This window comes from Secundilactobacillus yichangensis, from assembly GCF_016861565.1.
Taxonomy (GTDB): Bacteria; Bacillota; Bacilli; order Lactobacillales; family Lactobacillaceae; genus Secundilactobacillus; species Secundilactobacillus yichangensis.
Genome location: NZ_BOLK01000002.1, coordinates 143306 through 161720, shown reverse-complemented (window position 1 = coordinate 161720; position 18415 = coordinate 143306). Strand labels below are relative to the sequence as shown.

16 protein-coding genes are annotated in these 18415 nt (G+C 43.2%); 13 read left to right on the top strand and 3 right to left on the bottom strand.

Annotated elements, in window-relative coordinates; translation table 11 throughout:
- The first annotated feature begins 223 nt into the window (after positions 1-223).
- From clpX to argH, 5 genes are all read left to right on the top strand, one after another.
- Positions 224-1474 carry an ATP-dependent Clp protease ATP-binding subunit ClpX gene (gene clpX, locus JUE95_RS02690; protein ID WP_203649005.1) on the top strand — a complete coding sequence of 417 codons (1251 nt, stop codon included), beginning with the start codon at positions 224-226 and terminating at the stop codon, positions 1472-1474.
- 101 nt (positions 1475-1575) lie between these two features.
- A complete protein-coding gene (gene yihA, locus JUE95_RS02685; RefSeq protein WP_203649003.1) occupies positions 1576-2172 on the top strand; it encodes a ribosome biogenesis GTP-binding protein YihA/YsxC in 597 nt (198 codons plus the stop codon).
- Positions 2172-2468 (top strand): nucleoside triphosphate pyrophosphohydrolase family protein, encoded by a 297-nt coding sequence (locus tag JUE95_RS02680; protein WP_203649002.1) that lies wholly within the window; start codon positions 2172-2174, stop codon positions 2466-2468. Before yihA ends, JUE95_RS02680 begins: the two co-directional genes overlap by 1 nt.
- A 253-nt stretch (positions 2469-2721) precedes the next feature.
- On the top strand, positions 2722-4020 hold the full coding sequence (locus JUE95_RS02675) for an argininosuccinate synthase (RefSeq protein WP_203649000.1): 1299 nt from the start codon (positions 2722-2724) through the stop codon (positions 4018-4020).
- Positions 4020-5402: an argininosuccinate lyase gene (gene argH / locus JUE95_RS02670; RefSeq protein ID WP_203648998.1), complete on the top strand. Its 1383-nt coding sequence runs from the start codon at positions 4020-4022 to the stop codon at positions 5400-5402. Before JUE95_RS02675 ends, argH begins: the two co-directional genes overlap by 1 nt.
- A gap of 32 nt (positions 5403-5434) precedes the next feature.
- Here argH and JUE95_RS02665 read toward each other — a convergent pair whose 3' ends face one another.
- Complete coding sequence (locus JUE95_RS02665) at positions 5435-5605, bottom strand: SPJ_0845 family protein (RefSeq protein ID WP_179211632.1); 171 nt, start codon at positions 5603-5605, stop codon at positions 5435-5437.
- A gap of 284 nt (positions 5606-5889) precedes the next feature.
- Here JUE95_RS02665 and JUE95_RS02660 point away from each other — a divergent pair, with 284 nt between their 5' ends.
- The 5 genes from JUE95_RS02660 to JUE95_RS02640 all read left to right on the top strand — a co-directional run bounded on the left by JUE95_RS02660 (position 5890) and on the right by JUE95_RS02640 (position 13488).
- Positions 5890-7371 carry an ABC transporter substrate-binding protein/permease gene (locus JUE95_RS02660; protein ID WP_203648996.1) on the top strand — a complete coding sequence of 494 codons (1482 nt, stop codon included), beginning with the start codon at positions 5890-5892 and terminating at the stop codon, positions 7369-7371.
- Entirely contained in the window at positions 7361-8107 is a 747-nt protein-coding gene (locus JUE95_RS02655; protein WP_203648994.1) for an amino acid ABC transporter ATP-binding protein, read from the top strand. Before JUE95_RS02660 ends, JUE95_RS02655 begins: the two co-directional genes overlap by 11 nt.
- 200 nt (positions 8108-8307) lie before the next feature.
- On the top strand, positions 8308-10098 hold the full coding sequence (gene uvrC / locus JUE95_RS02650; protein ID WP_203648992.1) for an excinuclease ABC subunit UvrC: 1791 nt from the start codon (positions 8308-8310) through the stop codon (positions 10096-10098).
- A 105-nt stretch (positions 10099-10203) separates the two neighbouring features.
- On the top strand, positions 10204-11508 hold the full coding sequence (gene obgE, locus JUE95_RS02645) for a GTPase ObgE (RefSeq protein ID WP_203648990.1): 1305 nt from the start codon (positions 10204-10206) through the stop codon (positions 11506-11508).
- 42 nt (positions 11509-11550) lie between these two features.
- The gene (locus JUE95_RS02640; protein WP_203648988.1) at positions 11551-13488 is read left to right on the top strand and encodes an acyltransferase family protein; all 1938 of its coding nucleotides are present in this window, start codon (positions 11551-11553) and stop codon (positions 13486-13488) included.
- 62 nt (positions 13489-13550) lie between these two features.
- Here the strand turns inward: JUE95_RS02640 and JUE95_RS02635 are convergent, their stop codons facing one another.
- Both JUE95_RS02635 and JUE95_RS02630 read right to left on the bottom strand, forming a co-directional pair.
- A complete protein-coding gene (locus JUE95_RS02635) occupies positions 13551-14279 on the bottom strand; it encodes a hypothetical protein (RefSeq protein WP_203648986.1) in 729 nt (242 codons plus the stop codon).
- Between the two features lie 15 nt (positions 14280-14294).
- Positions 14295-14561 (bottom strand): hypothetical protein, encoded by a 267-nt coding sequence (locus JUE95_RS02630; protein ID WP_203648984.1) that lies wholly within the window; start codon positions 14559-14561, stop codon positions 14295-14297.
- 222 nt (positions 14562-14783) lie between these two features.
- On the opposite strand from JUE95_RS02630, the gene rnz reads away from it, so the two are divergent.
- From rnz to recJ, 3 genes are read left to right on the top strand one after another with little or no spacing between them, the layout of a single operon-like run.
- Complete coding sequence (gene rnz / locus JUE95_RS02625) at positions 14784-15722, top strand: ribonuclease Z (protein WP_203648982.1); 939 nt, start codon at positions 14784-14786, stop codon at positions 15720-15722.
- A 12-nt stretch (positions 15723-15734) separates the two neighbouring features.
- A complete protein-coding gene (locus JUE95_RS02620; RefSeq protein WP_203648980.1) occupies positions 15735-16079 on the top strand; it encodes a LapA family protein in 345 nt (114 codons plus the stop codon).
- Complete coding sequence (gene recJ, locus JUE95_RS02615) at positions 16072-18402, top strand: single-stranded-DNA-specific exonuclease RecJ (protein ID WP_203648978.1); 2331 nt, start codon at positions 16072-16074, stop codon at positions 18400-18402. The genes JUE95_RS02620 and recJ overlap by 8 nt, the downstream gene beginning before the upstream one ends.
- The last annotated feature ends 13 nt before the right edge of the window (positions 18403-18415 follow it).

Here is an 18415-nt window from a genome sequence, read left to right as displayed (position 1 = left end):
TATTTGATTCTTGTTAGGGTCTTTGTTTGTGTATGCAGGATAATTAGAAAGCCTAAAAGCGGTATTTAACAGAAAACTATATCTGTCATAAAGCGTATTGCCACGCTGATTGTAGCGTATCTCTTTTGAGCTTTTCCTTTCCCACTACTATCTTTGTATGGTATAGTAGCAGTTGCGTTAAAGAAAAATATAATCGTAGAATTTAAAGAGGGGTGACTCTTAATTGTTTGAAAATACTGATACAACTGGCCCCGTAAATTGTTCTTTTTGTGGTAAGTCGCAGGATCAGGTTAAAAAAATTGTTGCTGGTCCCGGTGTCTATATCTGCAATGAATGTATCGATTTATGTAAAGAAATCATCGATGAGGAATTTAGTGAAGAGAGCTCACAAACTGTGTTTGATGTACCTACTCCACAGCAAATTGTTGATTCTTTGAATCAGTACGTTATTGGTCAAACTGAGGCTAAAAAGACGCTTTCAGTAGCCGTTTATAACCATTACAAGCGTGTGAACGAAATGGCCGCTAACAAAAATGATGGTCCTGAATTACAAAAGAGTAATATTACCATGATTGGACCTACAGGATCTGGTAAAACTTATCTGGCACAAACACTAGCTAAAATTTTGAACGTGCCATTTGCCATTGCTGATGCAACGACTTTGACGGAAGCTGGGTATGTTGGTGAAGATGTTGAAAACATCCTATTGAAGCTGCTACAGAACGCCGATTATGACGTTGAACGGGCTGAAAAGGGTATCATCTATATCGATGAAATTGATAAGATTGCTAAGAAAGCTGAAAACGTCTCGATTACTCGTGATGTTTCTGGTGAAGGTGTTCAACAAGCACTTTTGAAGATTCTTGAAGGTACCATTGCTAACGTGCCGCCGCAGGGTGGTCGTAAGCATCCACAACAGGAGTTTATTCAGATCGATACCACAAACATTTTGTTTATTGTGGGTGGTGCCTTTGATGGGATTGAGACCATCGTTAAAAACCGTCTTGGTGATAAGACCATTGGTTTTGGTGCGGACTCAACTCACCAACCAATTGATAAATCAGAAAGCTTGATGCAGCGTGTTGTTCCTGAAGATATGCTGGAATTTGGTTTAATTCCTGAATTTATCGGTCGTTTACCAATCTTGACAGCCTTAGAGAAGCTCTCTGAGGACGATTTGGTTCGAATCCTAACGGAGCCCAAGAACGCTCTGGTTAAGCAGTATCAGCGATTAATCTCGCTTGATGGTGTTGAGCTGGACTTCGAAGACAAAGCTTTACGGGAAATGGCTAAGTTGGCGTTGAAACGTAATACTGGTGCACGTGGTCTTCGGTCAATTATTGAAGATGTTATGCGTGATATTATGTTTGAATTGCCAAGTCGAGATGATGTTGCGAAGGTCATCGTTACGGGTGATACTGTAAAAGATCATCAAGAACCTGAGCTCATCTTAAAGGATCAAAAAGCTTCTTAAGCAGCTGATCCGCAACTAATGTCAGCCGACATTTACGCCGTATGTTCCGCGTTATGGGACATACGGCTTTTATTTGGTCAAGGGCTGAACGGGAGGTAACAATGGAAGTACACAATGTTGAACTGGTGATGAGTGCGGTTGATCCCAAACAGTATCCTAAAACAGGTCAGCCTGAAATTGCGTTAGTTGGCCGGTCAAACGTTGGTAAGTCGTCGTTGACAAACGTATTGATCAACCGGAACAGTTATGCCAGAACGTCTAGTCAACCAGGGAAAACTCAGACGTTAAACTTTTATCACGTAGAAGACAAGCTTTATTTCGTGGATGTTCCTGGTTATGGCTATGCAAAAGTATCTCGAACAGAGCGAGAAAAGTGGGGCGAAATGATCGAAACTTACCTCACTTCTAGGGATACCTTACGAGGTGTCGTTTCACTGGTTGATGGCCGTCATGCGCCTACAAGTGACGATCAAACGATGTACACTTGGCTGAGCTACTATGAAATTCCAACCCTAGTGGTAGCAACTAAAATGGATAAAATTCCTGGAGCTAAGTGGAACAAACAGCTCAGCCTCGTGAAAAAGACGTTACAGATTCGTCCCGAAGACGATTTACTGCCTTTCTCTGCGCAAACCAAGTCAGGTAAGGACGAAGTATGGCAGTGGATCGAACAACATGCGTTTGGGGGAAAATCATAATGGAATTTAATGAGTATCAAAAAGCTGCTAACCGGACCCTTTTCGGCAGCGAACAAGTGTTGACTAATTGTGCCTTGGGTCTTTCCAGTGAAACAGGGCAAGTTGTCGATTTAGTTAAACAGTATACTTTTCAAGGAGAGTCACTTGATAAGCAGCAGCTGGTAAAAGAAATGGGCGATGTACTTTGGTACTTGTCACAAGTTGCTGAGTGGGCAGATATTCCCTTTGAGGACGTCGCAAATGGTAATATTGAACGCTTGAATAAGCGGTACCCAGATTCACCTAATAATCATTAATTAATAAAAGCTCGCAAATCAGTTGATTCATTAACTGGTTTGCGAGCTTTTTAAAATTTTTTTATGAATGCTACATTTAGGTGAAAAGGGCTTAATACATACTGTTCTGGCACTAAAGTCAGTCATAAATAATGTATATTAACTGTAATACTGGCTATTTTTATGTATAAATAATAAAAAACACTTGCATTTACTGAATACAGGTGTTAATCTCGTATCATTAAGTTAAAAGAAGAAATGAGAGGGCGTTCACATGACAAATAACAAAAAAGTAGTATTAGCATATTCTGGCGGACTAGATACTTCCGTGGCAATTCCTTGGTTGAAAGATAAGGGCTATGATGTTATTGCTTGCTGCATCAACGTTGGTGAAGGTAAGGATCTAGATTTCATCAAGCAAAAAGCACTGAATGTTGGTGCTGTTAAAGTTTATGTGATCGATGCGCTTGAAGAATTTGCTGAAGATTATGCAATGGTCGCATTACAGGGTAATACTTACTATGAAGGTGAGTATCCGTTGATTTCAGCACTTTCACGGCCTTTAATCAGTAAAAAGTTGGTTGAAGTTGCACAAGAGGAAAATGCGCAAGCAGTTGCCCATGGCTGTACCGGTAAAGGTAACGACCAAGTTCGGTTCGAAGTTGCCATCCACGCATTGAACCCAGGACTAGAAGTATTAAGTCCAGTTCGGGACTGGCACTGGTCACGGGAAGAAGAAATTGATTATGCTAAGAAGCACAACATTCCAATTCCAATTGATTTAGACTCGCCATACTCAATCGATGCCAATATTTGGGGCCGTGCTAACGAAGCCGGTGTGTTGGAAGATCCATGGGTAAGTGCACCAGAAGATGCTTATGCATTGACCAACCCAATTGATAAAACACCGGATACGCCAACAGATATTGAGATTACCTTTGTTAAAGGGGTCCCAACGAAGTTAAACGGGAAGTCAATGCAGCTAGCTGATTTAATTCAAAAGCTCAATAAAATTGCGGGCGAGCATGGTGTTGGCCGGATCGACCACATTGAAAACCGGCTGGTCGGTATCAAGTCTCGTGAAGTATACGAAGCACCAGCTGCTACCGTCTTGATGAAGGCCCACAAACAGTTGGAAGATTTAACTTTTGAACGGGATTTAGCTCATTTTAAGCCAGTGATTGAAAAACAATTAAGCGAAATGATCTATAACGCGCTTTGGTTCTCACCATTAATGGATGCCTTACTTGCTTTCTTGAAGAAGAGTCAAGAAGTTGTTAACGGTGTGATCAAGGTTGAATTATTCAAGGGCAACGTGATCACCTTAGGCCGGAAGTCAGACAGTTCATTATATGACAAGGACTTAGCTACCTATACCGCTTCTGATTCATTTGACCAAGAAGCAGCTAAGGGCTTCATCAAGCTCTGGGGCTTACCAACTACGGTTTACTCACAAGTCAAGATGAAGAACCAGCAGTCAGCATTCGTTAACGCAGTGACCAAGAACACCAAGAGTAAGGTAAAGGTAGCTGTGAAATCAGAGAAGAAGCATCAAACGGAGGCGACAAAGTAATGGCAACCAAAAAGCTCTGGGGTGGCCGGTTTCAAGAGCAGGCGGCCGCTTGGGTCGATGCTTTTGGGGCTTCCATTTCCTTTGATCAATTAATGGCTGAAGAAGATATTGAAGGTTCTTTAGCCCACGTTAAAATGTTACAAAAAACTGGAATCGTTCCTTCTGATGATTGTGATCAGATCATTGCTGGACTGGAAAGCATTCAAAAAGATCTGGAAGCCGGTACGTTAACTTTTACCGTTGAAAACGAAGATATTCATATGAATATTGAAAGTATTTTGACGGATCGTATCGGTCCTGTGGCAGGTAAACTGCATACTGCTCGATCACGTAACGATCAAGTTGCAACGGACTTCCATCTGTACTTGAAGAAACGGTTACCAAAGATTATTGATGAAATTACGACGGTACAAAAAACGCTGATCAGCTTGGCTGAAAAGAACCTTGAGACGATCATGCCAGGCTACACGCATTTGCAGCACGCACAGCCGATTTCATACGGTCATTACTTGATGGCCTATTACCAAATGTTTAAGCGTGACAAGGAACGGTTTACGTTTAATGAAGTGCATACGGATATTTCACCGCTGGGAGCTGCTGCGTTAGCTGGTACGACCTTTCCAATCGATCGTCAGATGACGGCAAAAACGTTAGGTTTCAGCAAGGTTTACGCTAATTCATTAGATGCGGTTTCAGACCGTGATTTTGCGTTGGAATTTCTCAGTAACAGTTCAATCTTAATGATGCACCTGTCTCGATTCTGCGAAGAACTTAGTATGTGGGTCAGCCATGAATTTCAGTACTTAGAATTATCGGATGCTTATACCACCGGTAGTTCGATCATGCCACAGAAGAAGAATCCAGATATGGCGGAGTTGATTCGTGGTAAGAGCGGCCGGGTATACGGCCACTTGATGGGGTTATTAGCCACGATGAAGTCATTGCCGCTGGCCTACAATAAGGATCTGCAAGAAGATAAGGAGGGAGTCTTCGATACAGTCAAAACCTTATTACCAGCATTACGAGTCTTCAACGGAATGCTTTCAACGGTAACTGTTAAGGCCGACAACATGAAGGCCGCAACGGAAAATGACTTTTCGAACGCGACGGAATTAGCGGATTATTTGGCAACTAAAGGGGTGCCTTTTAGAGAAGCGCATGGCATTGTGGGGCAGTTAGTTTTGAAGGGTATTCAGACCCATCAGAACTTACAAGATATGTCATTAAGCGAGTTAAAGAAGGCATCGCCCAAGATCGAAGAAGACGTTTATAACGATTTGAAGTCAGAAGTTGCGGTTGAACGCCGTCATTCTGAAGGCGGAACTGGTTTTGATCAGGTTCGTAAACAAATCAAACAGGCCAAAAAAGAAATTGATGCATAAAAAAATGACACCCAGAGGGGTGCCATTTTTTGTTATTTATGATAGTCGCGATGCTCTTTAATTAAAGCCTTAGCCTTTTTAGTCGCATCTTTTTGTTCGTCGTGTTTTAAAAACTTGTCACGTTTTTCATCTTTGATATCGGCTTCGGCAAATTTACCGAACATTGCGTCGAGGTCATTTTGACGTTTTACTTTCAATCCCATGATGCAGTCAACTCCTTCATTGGGCTTAGTTTATCATGGAGAAAGGGGGAAAGCAAGAAAGGTGGAAGAAGGTGTGCGGTAAGAGCGGTGTGTTAAACGGCGGCCAAACAGTTCCAATTTAAGTGGATTCTTTCAATCAGATGCATAATATATATAAAAGTGTATATAACGCAAAAAGCAACTTTATTTTGTATAAACGAGACTTTTTTCCGTTTTTTATTGCATAAAGAATGATTTGGGTGTAATGTAGGAGTTACTTAAATTTAGAGAGGAAGTTAGGGTGAATGAAAGCCAAGGGGAGAAACATATTACTCACTATCGTGACACTGTGTTTGTCATTATTCGTTTTATTTACAGTTCAACCAACGCACCATACCACCGCGTATGCAGCGGATGATTCACTTCAAAAAATTAAGGATCGGGGCAAAATCGTTATGGCGACCTCGCCAGATTACCCGCCTTATGAATTCCAAGTCAGCAAAAATGGGAAATCCAGAATTGTTGGTATGGATGTTGATATCATGAAACAGGTTGCCAAGGATCTAGGCGTTAAACTTGAAATCAAGTCCATGTCATATGATTCAGTTTTGGTAGCCGTTGAAACTGGTAAAGCTGACGTGGCCATGAGTGGGATCAACCCAACTGCTAAGCGGCGTCAAAGTGTTGATTTTTCTGAAATTTACTACAATGGTGGTCAAAGTTTCCTGATCAATAAGACCGATGTTGGTAAATATAAGAATAAAGCTGCGTTAGCTCACAAGAAGATTGGTGCCCAGACAGGGACGCTGCAATATAATTTAGCTAAATCCAAGATTCCTGGAGCAACAGTTAAGGGAATGGACAAGAACACCGACCTTGTACTGGCACTAAAGACTCACAAAATCGATGCGCTTGGTATTGAAACGCCATCAGCTGAAGCTTACGTTAAGAACGACCATGATTTGGCAATGATCAAATCCGGTTATCATTTGAATAAGAACGAAACTGGTTCCGCGATGGCCTTTAGAAAGGGTTCCGGTACTTTAGCGGCAGCTGTTAACAAGAGTATTGATAAGATCAAGGCAAAGCACTTGACGACTCAGTACTTGGCTGATGCAGGGAAGTATATGAAGGTTAACACTGTCAATACCTCAATGATCCACTACTGGACTTACTTTGCTAAAGGGATTGAATATACCTTATTGATCTCAGCTATTTCAGTCGTTTTTGGGGTTTTGCTGGGAACTATCTTAGCTTTGATGCGGTTTAGCAAGAGCAAGCTGCTTAAGGCAATTTCGGTGGCGTACGTCGAATTCGTTCGTGGGACCCCATTGATGGTTCAAGTGATGTTTGTTTACTTTGGTGTTGGAATCATTATCAATCTGCCAGCGTTATTATCAGGTATCATTGCCGTGTCGCTGAACAGTGGTGCTTATGTCGAGGAAATTATCCGTGGTGGTATTAACTCGGTTGATAAAGGACAGACCGAAGCTTCAGCTAGTCTAGGGTTAGCTAAGGGTGATACCATGCGTTTTGTGGTCTTACCTCAAGCATTGAAGAATATTTGGCCAGCACTTGGTAACGAATTTGTTTCACTGGTTAAGGAAAGTTCAATTGTTTCCATCATCGGTGTCACTGATTTGATTTACCAGTTAAACATTGTGCGTGCCGATACTTATCGTGGGGTTATGCCAGTGTTCATCGCAATGTGCATTTACTTCGTGATGACGTTTATTTTAACGAGAATTCTAAACTACTTCGAGGGGAGAATGAAACATGCAAGATAAACCATTAGTTGAAGTTAAAAAGCTTCAAAAAAACTATGGCGAAACCGAAGTCCTAAAAGAAATTGATGGAACGGTTATGCCTGGTCAGGTGATTTGTGTGATTGGCCCTTCAGGTTCCGGTAAAAGTACGTTCTTACGCTGCTTGAACATGTTGGAAAAGCCAACGGCAGGTCAGGTATTATTTGAAGGAAAAGACACGCAAAAATTTTCTGAAGAAGAATTAACCACCTTACGTGAACGGATGGGGATGGTATTTCAAAGCTTCAATTTATTCCCTAACTTGACGGTTCTTGATAACTTGAAATTAGCACCAATTCGGGTTAAAAAGATGTCTGATAAGGATGCTGAAGAAAAGGCAATGAGTCTGCTTAAACGGGTTGGTTTGGAAGAAAAAGCCAACGTTTATCCAAGCAGCCTATCAGGTGGGCAAGCTCAACGTGTGGCGATTGCTAGAGCCTTAGCAATGGATCCGGAGATGTTGCTGTTTGACGAACCAACCAGTGCGTTGGATCCTGAAATGGTCGGTGAAGTGCTGTCTGTTATGAAGGAACTGGCTGAAGATGGCATGACCATGGTGGTTGTTACTCACGAAATGGGCTTTGCCAGAGAAGTTGCCAATGAGGTTTGGTTTATGGCTGACGGCTACATTTTGGAAAAGAATAAGCCAAATGAGATGTTCGAACACCCGCAAAATCCACGGGCTAAGGACTTTATTAGCAAGATTATCAACAGCTAATTTAGATAGTGATGCATAAAACACCATGATTCGATTTTTGAATCATGGTGTTTTTGTGTGTTACGGTCAAATGGTTAGTTAGACCGGTAAAAGCAGGTAGCTTGCCCCAAACACTTATTCGGGGTTATAATGAAACGTCGAAACTGGGGAAGCTCGAGATAGCTGTATCCCAGAGAATGAAGCGGAAGGAGGTCGTCTCTTTGGCCACCGAATATCTAGAACATAAATTAGCACTTTTGCCTGACATGCCTGGTATTTATATGATGAAAAATATCAATGGGCACATCATTTACGTTGGCAAGGCAAAAAACTTGAAGAACCGCGTCCGGTCCTATTTTAAAAGCAGTCATGAAGGGAAAACAGCACGATTAGTTTCGGAAATTGCTGATTTTGAAACCATTGTGACTTCCACTGATAAAGAAGCGTTTTTGCTTGAAATTACGATGATTCAAAAGCATCAGCCGCATTACAATATCAAGTTAAAACAGGGGACAGGCTATCCCTACATTAAGATTACCAATGAACGCGACCCTACTATGCAGATCGTCAGTTCGATTCGTAAAGACGGGGCGTATTACTTTGGTCCGTATCCCAACGTCTACGCTGCTGAAGAAACCTTGCATTTTCTGCAGAAGGTTTATCCGTTGCGTCGCTGCAACGGCTTCCAGAACCGGCCGTGCCTGTATTATCACATGGGGCAATGTTTAGGGGCCTGCTTTAAAGAAGTACCAAAAGAACAATATGATAAACAGATTGAACGTATCAAGTCCTTCTTAAATGGCAATGTAGCCACTGTCAAACGGCATCTAAATGCCCAGATGAAGAAGGCTTCAGATAACCTGGAGTTTGAGCGGGCTGCTGAGATTCGTGATCAGATGCATTACATCGAAGTCACGGTTGAAAAGCAAAAAATCATTTCCAATGACCAAACACCGCGGGACATTTTTAATTTTTATCTGGATAAGGGCTGGTTGTCGGTTCAGGTTTTCTTCATTCGTCAAGCACGATTGATTAAACGTGAAAAACGGCTATTTCCAATCGTGAACGATGAAATTGAAGAAATGACCAGTTTTATTATTCAGTTTTACCACCGGAAAAATAGTGTTTTTCCAAAGGAAATCTTGGTACCCGAAAGTTTGCCGAAGGATATTTTGGAAGAGATGCTGCCAATGCCGGTTAGAACGCCGCAGCGTGGTGAAAAACGGGCACTGCTTGAGATGGCTGGAAAGAACGCTCGGTTAGTGCTGGAGGAAAAGTTTCGGTTGCTGGAGCTTGATGAGCAAAAGACCACTGGTGCTATGAAAGAGATCACGGATGCGCTGGGGATTGCGCCAGGGCATAAAATTGAGGCCTTTGACCACTCCCATATTCAAGGAGCAGATTTGGTCTCGGCCATGGTCGTTTTTGTAGATGGGCAGCCGAATAAAAGCTTGTATCGCAAATATAAGCTAAAAACGGTGCATCATGCAGATGAAGCTGCTAGTACCCGTGAAGTTATTCGACGGCGTTACACGCGGCTATTGAAGGAACATGAGGCAATGCCTGATTTGGTACTTATGGATGGTGGTGCCATTCAGCTGGAAGCAGCTAAAGACGTATTGGAAAACGAATTAGGGCTTGAAATCCCAGTGGCTGCAATGGTTAAAAACGATAAGCATAAGACGGCTGATTTATTATCAGAGGTCAACGACACACCGTTGCATCTTGATCCGAAATCGCAGGGCTTCTATCTGCTCCAGCGGATTCAAGACGAAGTTCACCGGTTTGCCATCACCTTTCACCGGAAAGTTCACGCAAAGAACTCGCTGAGCTCACGCTTGGACGATATTAACGGAGTTGGTCCCAAAACCAGAAATAAGTTGCTGCGGAAGTTTGGCTCAATGAAAAAGATTGCTGCTGCAACTCCAGAGGAACTGCATGAACTGGGTATTTCTAAGTCGGTGGCCGATACTATCCACCTGACTTTAGCCAAAACAACGGAGACTAGCTAGCGCAAACTTAAAAAAGTTTCAATAAACGGTGGTAATTTAACGGTATTCATTAGATAATAGCAAGGTTAGGAATGTCCGAATGAAATGGAATAATGGAGAAATGCTATGTTTGTAGATCACGTTACAATAAATGTTAAGGCCGGAAATGGTGGCAACGGAATGGTTGCTTTCCGGCGAGAAAAGTATGAGCCCAATGGTGGACCAGCCGGCGGCGATGGTGGCCGCGGCGGCAGCGTTGTGTTCAAAGTAAGTACGGGGCTTCGTACCCTGATGGATTTTCGTTATAACCAAAAGTTTAAGGCCGACCATGGTCAAAATGGCGGTATTAAAGGAATGACAGGCCGCGGTGCGGAAGATCGGGTCATTTTGGTTCCCGAAGGCACAACGGTGATTGATGATGAAACTAACATGGTGATTGCTGATTTAGTTGAGCCAGATGATCAATTGGTTGTCGCTCATGGCGGCCGTGGCGGACGTGGTAACGTCCACTTTGCGACACCGAAGAACCCCGCACCGGAATTAGCTGAAAATGGTGCTCCTGGAGAAGAGCGCCGCGTTCGCTTGGAATTAAAATTGTTGGCGGATGTTGGTCTAATTGGCTTTCCATCAGTTGGAAAGTCGACCTTGCTGTCAGCCATCACCAGTGCTAAACCGAAGATTGGCGAATATCATTTTACGACCCTTACCCCTAATTTAGGGATGGTTAAGTTGAGTGATGGCCGTGATTTTGCGGTGGCCGATCTACCCGGTTTGATTGAGGGTGCTGCTGACGGCGTTGGTCTTGGAATTGAGTTCTTGAAGCACATTGAGCGGACGAGGGTACTGCTGCATTTAATTGATGTCAGTGGGTTCGAAGACCGTGATCCGTACGATGACTTTTTGAAGATCAACGCTGAATTAAAGAAGTATGATCCAGATTTATTGAAACGGCCTCAGATTGTCGTGGCAACAAAGATGGATCTGCCAGATTCAGCGGATAATTTAGTTACATTGAAAGAGAAGCTGGCAAAAGACACCACGTTAGCAACACCGCCAGTTGTTATGGCTATTTCTAGCGTAACGCATGAAGGATTAACACCGCTGATTCAAAAGACGGTTGAGATTCTTGATCAGACACCTGCATTCCCAGTTAAGGGTGTGGATGATCTTCAGAAGATGCTGATTACGGATGAACAGCCAGCTGATTCGGACGACTTTGACATTAACCGTGACGAAGATGGCACTTGGGTATTAACCGGTGCCAAGTTAGAGCGACTATTCCAGATGACCAACATGGATCACGAAGAAAGTACGCTGCGTTTTGCACGGCAACTGCGAGGTATGGGAGTTGATGACGCTTTGAGAGAAAAGGGTGCTCATAACGGTGATTTAGTTCAAATCGATGACTTTACCTTTGAATTTGTGGAATAGAATTTTTAAGTTTAACTTAAGAGATGAAACGAGGGAGAATCGATGCAACACGCAGGGAGTAAACGGCTTAAGCATAGCCGTTATATTTCTGGGTTTGACGGAATCCGGACTATTGCGGTGATTGGTGTGATTGTCTATCACCTATTGCCTTATAGCTTGCAGGGGGGCTATTTAGGCGTTCCAATATTCTTTGTGGTGTCTGGTTATTTAATTACTGATCTGCTATTACAGGAATACGAACAAAATGGAAAAATCGATATCGCCAGTTTTTATGTTCGACGAATGAAACGGCTTTATCCAGCGTTAGTTACAATGGTACTGACGACGGCAGCGTATATCACCTTGTTTCAGCGTTCGCTATTTGTCAGCTTGAAGGCCATTATTAGTACTAATTTACTTTACGTGTACAACTGGTGGGAAATTGGCCATGGGCAGTCATACTTTGACCGGTTCAATGGTGAGTCACCATTTACACACCTCTGGTCGCTTTCAATTGAAGGCCAGTTTTATTTATTCTGGCCGGCTATCTTAGTGATACTGTTGTTTATTTTTAAGGAACGAAAGTCAATTTTCTACCTTGTTTTAAGTTTATCGGTGATGTCAGCAATTTGGATGGGATACTTGTATACCGGTACCGCAATGACCAACCGGGTTTATTACGGTACTGATACACGGATGTTTGCCATTTTGTTTGGTGTTGCGTTGGCCTTCGTTTGGCCAGCTACTAAGCTGAAGAGTGAACTGGACAGTCAAGCCAAGTGGCTTTTAAATGGTGCTGGAATCGTTAGTTTGTTAATTTTGATCACGATGTTTTTCACGATGTCAGGTCAGTCAAGTTTGACGTACCATGGCGGCATGTTCCTGTTTACATTTTTGTCGACTATTCTGGTAGCTACTGTAGCTCATCCAGCCGGCTTTATGAATCAACTGTTTACTAACCGAGTCTTTGATTGGGTGGGGAAGCGCAGCTATGGCATTTACTTGTACCAGTTTCCAATCATGATTTTTTACGAAGCTAAAGTAACTAATATTGCTGCCCATCCGGTGTTAAATGCGCTGGTGGAAACCATTTTAATTTTGATCACTAGTGATCTATCCTACCGGTACTTGGAGCGGCCGTTACGCCATTACAATTATGGTCAGCTGCCAGCCTTGGTGAAGCAGTTTTTCAAGAATCCGAAGGCTTTTGGCAAGCACCGTTATGCGGTGATTCCAGCCGTTTTGGTTACGGTTGTAGCGCTGTTTGGGGCTGCAACTTCCCCAACGCATTCGGAAGCCAATGACTCAGCGCTGCAAACTAATATTAAGCATAATCAAAAACAGGATGCTTCTTCTAACAAAGCAGCCTTAAAGAAACAGCGAGCAGCTGCCAAAAAGGCTGCGGCTGAGAAAAAACGCGAAGAAACTTGGAGAAAAGTTAAGTTAACTGCCCATCAAAAAGAACTCGTTAGGGCCTATGGCTTAACTAAGCGTCAGTATGTCCAGGCTAAGAATCTGTCTGTGACTGCTATTGGGGATTCTGTCATGGTGGATGTGTCTAAAGATATTCGTCAGGTGATTCCGAACACCTATGTTTCGGCAGGCGTTGGGCGTCAAATCTGGCAAGCACCAAGGCAGATTGCATCCCTCAAATCACAGGGGGCTTTGGCGAACACAGTGGTTATTAATTTGGGTACTAACAGTCCAATGACTGATCACCAAATCGATCGAGTGATCCACATGGTCGGTCCAAAGCGCCACATCTTCTGGGTTAACACACACGTGCCAACCCGAAACTGGGAAACGTCCGTTAACACCACGATTGCAAAGGCCGCCAAGCGTTACCCAAACGTTGAATTAGTTGATTGGCATGATCTCAGTAAGAACCATAAGGAATGGTTCTACAATGATAATGTCCACCCTAATCCAACGGGGAACCGCAACTATACGCACTTATTAGTTCAGCGGTTGACTGATTCTGGAGCGTCTACAGAAAAATAATCAAAAACACCGTGTACAAACGCTTTGCGTCAGTACACGGTGTTTTATGTCGATTGCAAGGGTTAAAGCTTGATTATAAGTGCAGCTGGTGATTTTGAAACTAACTGACCGGAGTCGTTGAAACTGCCCGAGAATTTAACGTTTATCTGATTAACTTTAAAATTACTGGGGCCAATCAGAATCATTCCGGAGAAGGTCTTGGCACTGTTTTTATTAAGGACTTGTCCGGCACTTGGGTCACTGATTCCATTAGAAGCAATGGGTCTTGAACCGTTAAGAGTGACCCGTTGAATACCGTCAATTTTAACCGGATGGTCGGAAGTGTTTTTAACTGTAAATTTAATCTGCAGGGTTTGGTAAGGATTGGGAATTTGACCAATGTTAAAAGCCTGTTGAGCCATCTGCATAGCCCGTTTTGTTTTGGCATTATTATTAAAGCGCTTGACGTCAGTGACCTGATAACTTATTCCCTGACTTGCAGTTTGCTGATTTAGCCGCTTGTTTTGTGACAAGGTCAGTTTAGTGCCAGCTTGATCATAAGCAAACTGGCCAGGAAACGAAAGCAGCCCTGATTTTTGGTAGTTGTGGCTACTCTTTTCTGAACGTGGTACTTTATAGGGCTTCATAGTAGCTTGATCAGACACTGATTTTTCCGGTGTTTTGACTTGCTGGCTGGATGAGGTCTGCGAACCTGATTTAGCTGTTTTATTTGATTTTGCCTGGCTCCCGCAGCCGACTAGAATCATGCCAATTGTCAAAATGGCAGTTAGCATTAAATGCTTATGTGACATATTAAAGATCCTCCATTATTTAAATAGTAACCAGTGCTCCGATTGGCGAAATCCGTATAACCTGCTACCGTTAGACTTGAAAACGGTTAGTTGGTGATTGAAGTGAGTGGCATGCTGCCGAAATGAGCCAACAGTTAAAGGCGTTTGAGTGACGCCGTGCAGCAGCAGGTGATTTTCGGCAGTTGACATACCAGAGATGGGCGTTATTGGGTTAGTGTCGAAACCCAGCTTCAAGTTAGGGCCTAACTGGTGCACTAATGTGATAAGCTCTCCTAGACGCAAATTTTTCACTTCCTCTAATCTTAATTATACATTATCTTTGACAACAATTGCGCAACGTGTCACTTTAGTTTCCCCAAGCATAACATTCTGAATTTCAGTGAAATAATCAAACAATCACACCCTGAATCTGATACAATTATAGGGTTAGGAACCCTGATAAAAGGGACCAGATAACACCAGCTGAGATGTTCGGTGCAAGATAGATAGAAAAGGACGACAGATATGCAAATTGAATTTTTAGGTACCGGTGCTGGTTCCCCTGGAAAGTTTAGAAACGTCAGCAGCTTAGCATTACGGTTACTAGAAGAACGCAATTCCATCTGGCTGTTTGATGCCGGCGAAGGTACTCAGCAACAGATTTTAAGAACAACGATCAAACCGCGAAAAATCGATAAAATATTTATTACTCACCTGCATGGTGATCATATTTTCGGGTTGCCAGGCTTACTAAGTAGCCGCTCCTTTCAAGGTGGTAACGATAAGTTGACCATTTACGGTCCTAAAGGGATTCGTAATTTCGTACTAACAAGTTTGAAAGTTTCGGAAACCAAGTTGTCTTACTTCATCGAGTTTGTGGAATTAACCGGCGGCGGTGAAATCTTCCATGACGATAAATTTACGGTGTACGCTGAACATTTAGATCATAAGATTGAAACGTTCGGGTATCGGGTTGTAGAACGCGATCATCCCGGTGAGTTAATGGTTGACAAGCTTCACGAGGACAACGTTCCTTCTGGGCCAGTATACGGTCAGCTTAAAGCTGGTAAAACCGTTACTTTAGAGGATGGTAGAAAAATTAATGGTCAGGACTATATTGGGCATGCTCAAAAGGGGCGGATTGTTGCTATCTTAGGTGATACGCGCAAAACCGCTAATAGTTACAAATTAGCCGAAAATGCAGATGTATTAGTTCATGAAAGTACGTTTGCTAAGGACGAAGCGGCAATGGCTCATAGTTACTACCATTCAACTAACGTGCAGGCAGCCAACATTGCTAAAACTTCGCATGTCGGTCAGCTATTATTGAATCATATTTCTGCTCGGTATAATGGGAAGCTCGCCCATGATTTAGAAAAGCAGGCGCAAGCGGTCTTCAGTAATACAAAAGTGGTGAAGGATTTTGATGTAGTTGATATCCCGTTTGATAAGGAACGGGAATAGGAGGACTCTTCAATGAAACGTCAAGGAAAAGTGATCATTGCCATTTTAATTGTGATTTTAATCGCAATTTTTTCGGTGATGAATACGGAGTCGATTCCGATTCATTTCGGGTTTACAACCGTTTCGTGGCCACTAGTATTGATTTTACTAGTTGCTGTGTTCTTGGGGGCACTTTTAATGTTCCTTTTTGCGACAATTTCCAATTATCACAATAAGAAAACCATTAAGCATCAGACGAGTCGCATTCAAGCTTTGGAGACTCGCCTGGATGAAACCCAAACGGTGAAAACTCATTCAGTTAACGCCGGTGAGGTGAAGAAAAAACAACCAGAAGCAAAGGATGATGTTCATGATTGAACCACATTATGATTGGCAAATAAAAAACGTGGATCGTCCCAGTGATGAAGCAACGCAGCTGGCTGATGCATTGTCTATTGAACCAATGGTGGGTCAAATTTTACTGAACCGTGGTTACGATTCTAAGGAGAAAGCTGAACAGTTCCTTCAACCTGATCTTTCTCAGATGCATGATCCAATGGCGATGCACGACATGCAAAAGGGCGTGGAACGGATTCAAAGTGCAGTGGCGAATGGTGATCACATCACGATTTACGGTGACTATGATGCGGATGGTGTGACTAGCACTTCGATTCTATATGAAACGTTAGATCAAATCGGTGCTAACGTTGATTACTTTATTCCCAATCGTTTTGTTGATGGTTACGGTCCTAACGTCGCAGCGTTCGAGCGTTTGATTAAGGACGGCACCCAGCTGATTGTTACCGTGGATAATGGGGTTGCTGGTAATGATGCCATTGCTCGCGCCAATGAACTTGGCTGTGATGTAGTCGTTACCGATCACCATGAACTGCCGGCTAAGCTGCCTGATGCTTACGCAATTATTCACCCGCGTCATCCTGAGGCTCAGTATCCCTTTGGTGGTTTATCTGGTGCTGGAGTGGCCTTTAAGGTGGCAACAGCACTATTAGACGAAGTCCCGCAGGAAATGCTGGACCTTGCAGCCATTGGTACGGTTGCTGACTTGGTACCGCTGGTTGATGAAAACCGAGTATTGGTTACAGCTGGCTTACAGCTGCTTTCTCAAACGGATCGGCTGGGCCTAGTTGCCCTCATTAAGGAAGCTGGCATTGACCCAGACCGACTTGATGAACAGTCGATTGGATTTGGAATCGCACCTCGGTTGAATGCACTGGGGCGTTTAGATGATGCTGCACCAGCCGTTGAGTTACTGACAACTTTGGATGAAGATCGGGCTGAGAAGCTTGCAGCATTGACTGAAAAGCAAAATAAGTATCGACAAAAGTTAGTGGCTGATATTAGTGAAGTGGCACTTGCTCAAGCTCAGGATGAAAATCATCGCGATCACCCAACCATGCTGATTACCGGCAAGGGCTGGCATGAAGGCGTACTTGGAATCGTGGCTAGTAAGGTAGTTGAGGTTACTGGCAAGCCGACCGTCGTGCTGGACGTTAATTCGGAAAACGGTACAGCGAAGGGCTCAGGCCGCAGCGTATCCGGGTTTAACCTGTTCGATGCTTTCGATGGTCAGCGTGACCTGCTGGTTAATTTTGGTGGTCATGCTGCTGCGGTTGGGATGACGGCAAAAGCTGATCAATTAGACCAATTACAAGCCGGTTTTGATCAGGCCGCTGTAGATCAAAAGTTAGCTGATCAGCCTAAGACGCAACTAACGGTGGCTTCTGAGATGCCGGTTGGTGATGTTTCGGAAGATTTGTACCAGCAACTCCGTCAGTTAGCACCGTTTGGGACTGATAATCCGGTTCCAATGTTTGCTTTTAAACCTAGTGCTGTTCAAAACGTCAAAGCGATTGGTGCTGATGGTAAACATTTGAAGTTTCAGTTAACCGACCAAAATCATCAGCTGAACGCCATTGATTTTGGAGCAGGTGAGCTGGCACCAGTTCTTCAGAGTGCACCGCAGCAGGTGAAAGTAGTGGGGCAGATTGACATCAACGTTTGGCAGGGCCGTACCTCAATGCAAGTTATGGTAAAGGACCTGGCAGTTGACGGATTAGTCATCAGTGATCAGCGAACGCAAAAGTTGCGTCAAGACATGTTCCAGGATGCAAACGCAACCTACGTTTTCTTTAATCAGCGACTTTATGAGAAACTTAAGCCGCAAATTCCCGCTACGGCTAATTCCTGGCTGCTGACGGACGCTAAACGACTTGGTAAGGTCCGTACACCAACTGTGTATTTAGTGGATTGTCCGGCTCAAATTGGCGATTTAAAGGTGGCTTTAAATGCTGTTCAGGCTGATCAAATTGTTGCTTATTTTTATTTAAAGGAAAGTCATTATCTTTTGGGGATGCCAGATCGCGCACAATATGCTAAACTGTTTAGGTTCGTTCAAACACATCATGACGTGGACGTCTCACATCGGCTGAATGAGCTGGCAAAGTATTTACAAATCGTTCCAACTCAGTTAGTCTTGATGTTGCAGATTTTTCGTGAGCTGGGTTTTGTGACTATTGCCAATGGTAAATTGAATGAGGTAGAACAACCAGCTCATCATCAGATCACAGACGCACCAAGTTACCAAAAACGACAACAGCAGATTGAAACTGAAAAACAACTATTGTATAGCGAAACGGCTGACTTTAAGTCTTTGTTGACCTCGCTAATTGCACAAGATTAAAGGAGTTGCTATT

Excerpts from the sequence above, each read along its gene's own strand:
- JUE95_RS02635 (WP_203648986.1), bottom strand. The coding sequence starts at position 14,279 with ATGTCACATAAGCATTTAATGCTAACTGCCATTTTGACAATTGGCATG.
- argH (WP_203648998.1), top strand. The coding sequence starts at position 4,020 with ATGGCAACCAAAAAGCTCTGGGGTGGCCGGTTTCAAGAGCAGGCGGCC.
- JUE95_RS02675 (WP_203649000.1), top strand. The coding sequence starts at position 2,722 with ATGACAAATAACAAAAAAGTAGTATTAGCATATTCTGGCGGACTAGAT.
- JUE95_RS02680 (WP_203649002.1), top strand. The coding sequence starts at position 2,172 with ATGGAATTTAATGAGTATCAAAAAGCTGCTAACCGGACCCTTTTCGGC.
- recJ (WP_203648978.1), top strand. The coding sequence starts at position 16,072 with ATGATTGAACCACATTATGATTGGCAAATAAAAAACGTGGATCGTCCC.
- yihA (WP_203649003.1), top strand. The coding sequence starts at position 1,576 with ATGGAAGTACACAATGTTGAACTGGTGATGAGTGCGGTTGATCCCAAA.
- JUE95_RS02665 (WP_179211632.1), bottom strand. The coding sequence starts at position 5,605 with ATGGGATTGAAAGTAAAACGTCAAAATGACCTCGACGCAATGTTCGGT.
- rnz (WP_203648982.1), top strand. The coding sequence starts at position 14,784 with ATGCAAATTGAATTTTTAGGTACCGGTGCTGGTTCCCCTGGAAAGTTT.
- obgE (WP_203648990.1), top strand. The coding sequence starts at position 10,204 with ATGTTTGTAGATCACGTTACAATAAATGTTAAGGCCGGAAATGGTGGC.
- JUE95_RS02640 (WP_203648988.1), top strand. The coding sequence starts at position 11,551 with ATGCAACACGCAGGGAGTAAACGGCTTAAGCATAGCCGTTATATTTCT.
- JUE95_RS02655 (WP_203648994.1), top strand. The coding sequence starts at position 7,361 with ATGCAAGATAAACCATTAGTTGAAGTTAAAAAGCTTCAAAAAAACTAT.
- JUE95_RS02620 (WP_203648980.1), top strand. The coding sequence starts at position 15,735 with ATGAAACGTCAAGGAAAAGTGATCATTGCCATTTTAATTGTGATTTTA.
- JUE95_RS02660 (WP_203648996.1), top strand. The coding sequence starts at position 5,890 with ATGAAAGCCAAGGGGAGAAACATATTACTCACTATCGTGACACTGTGT.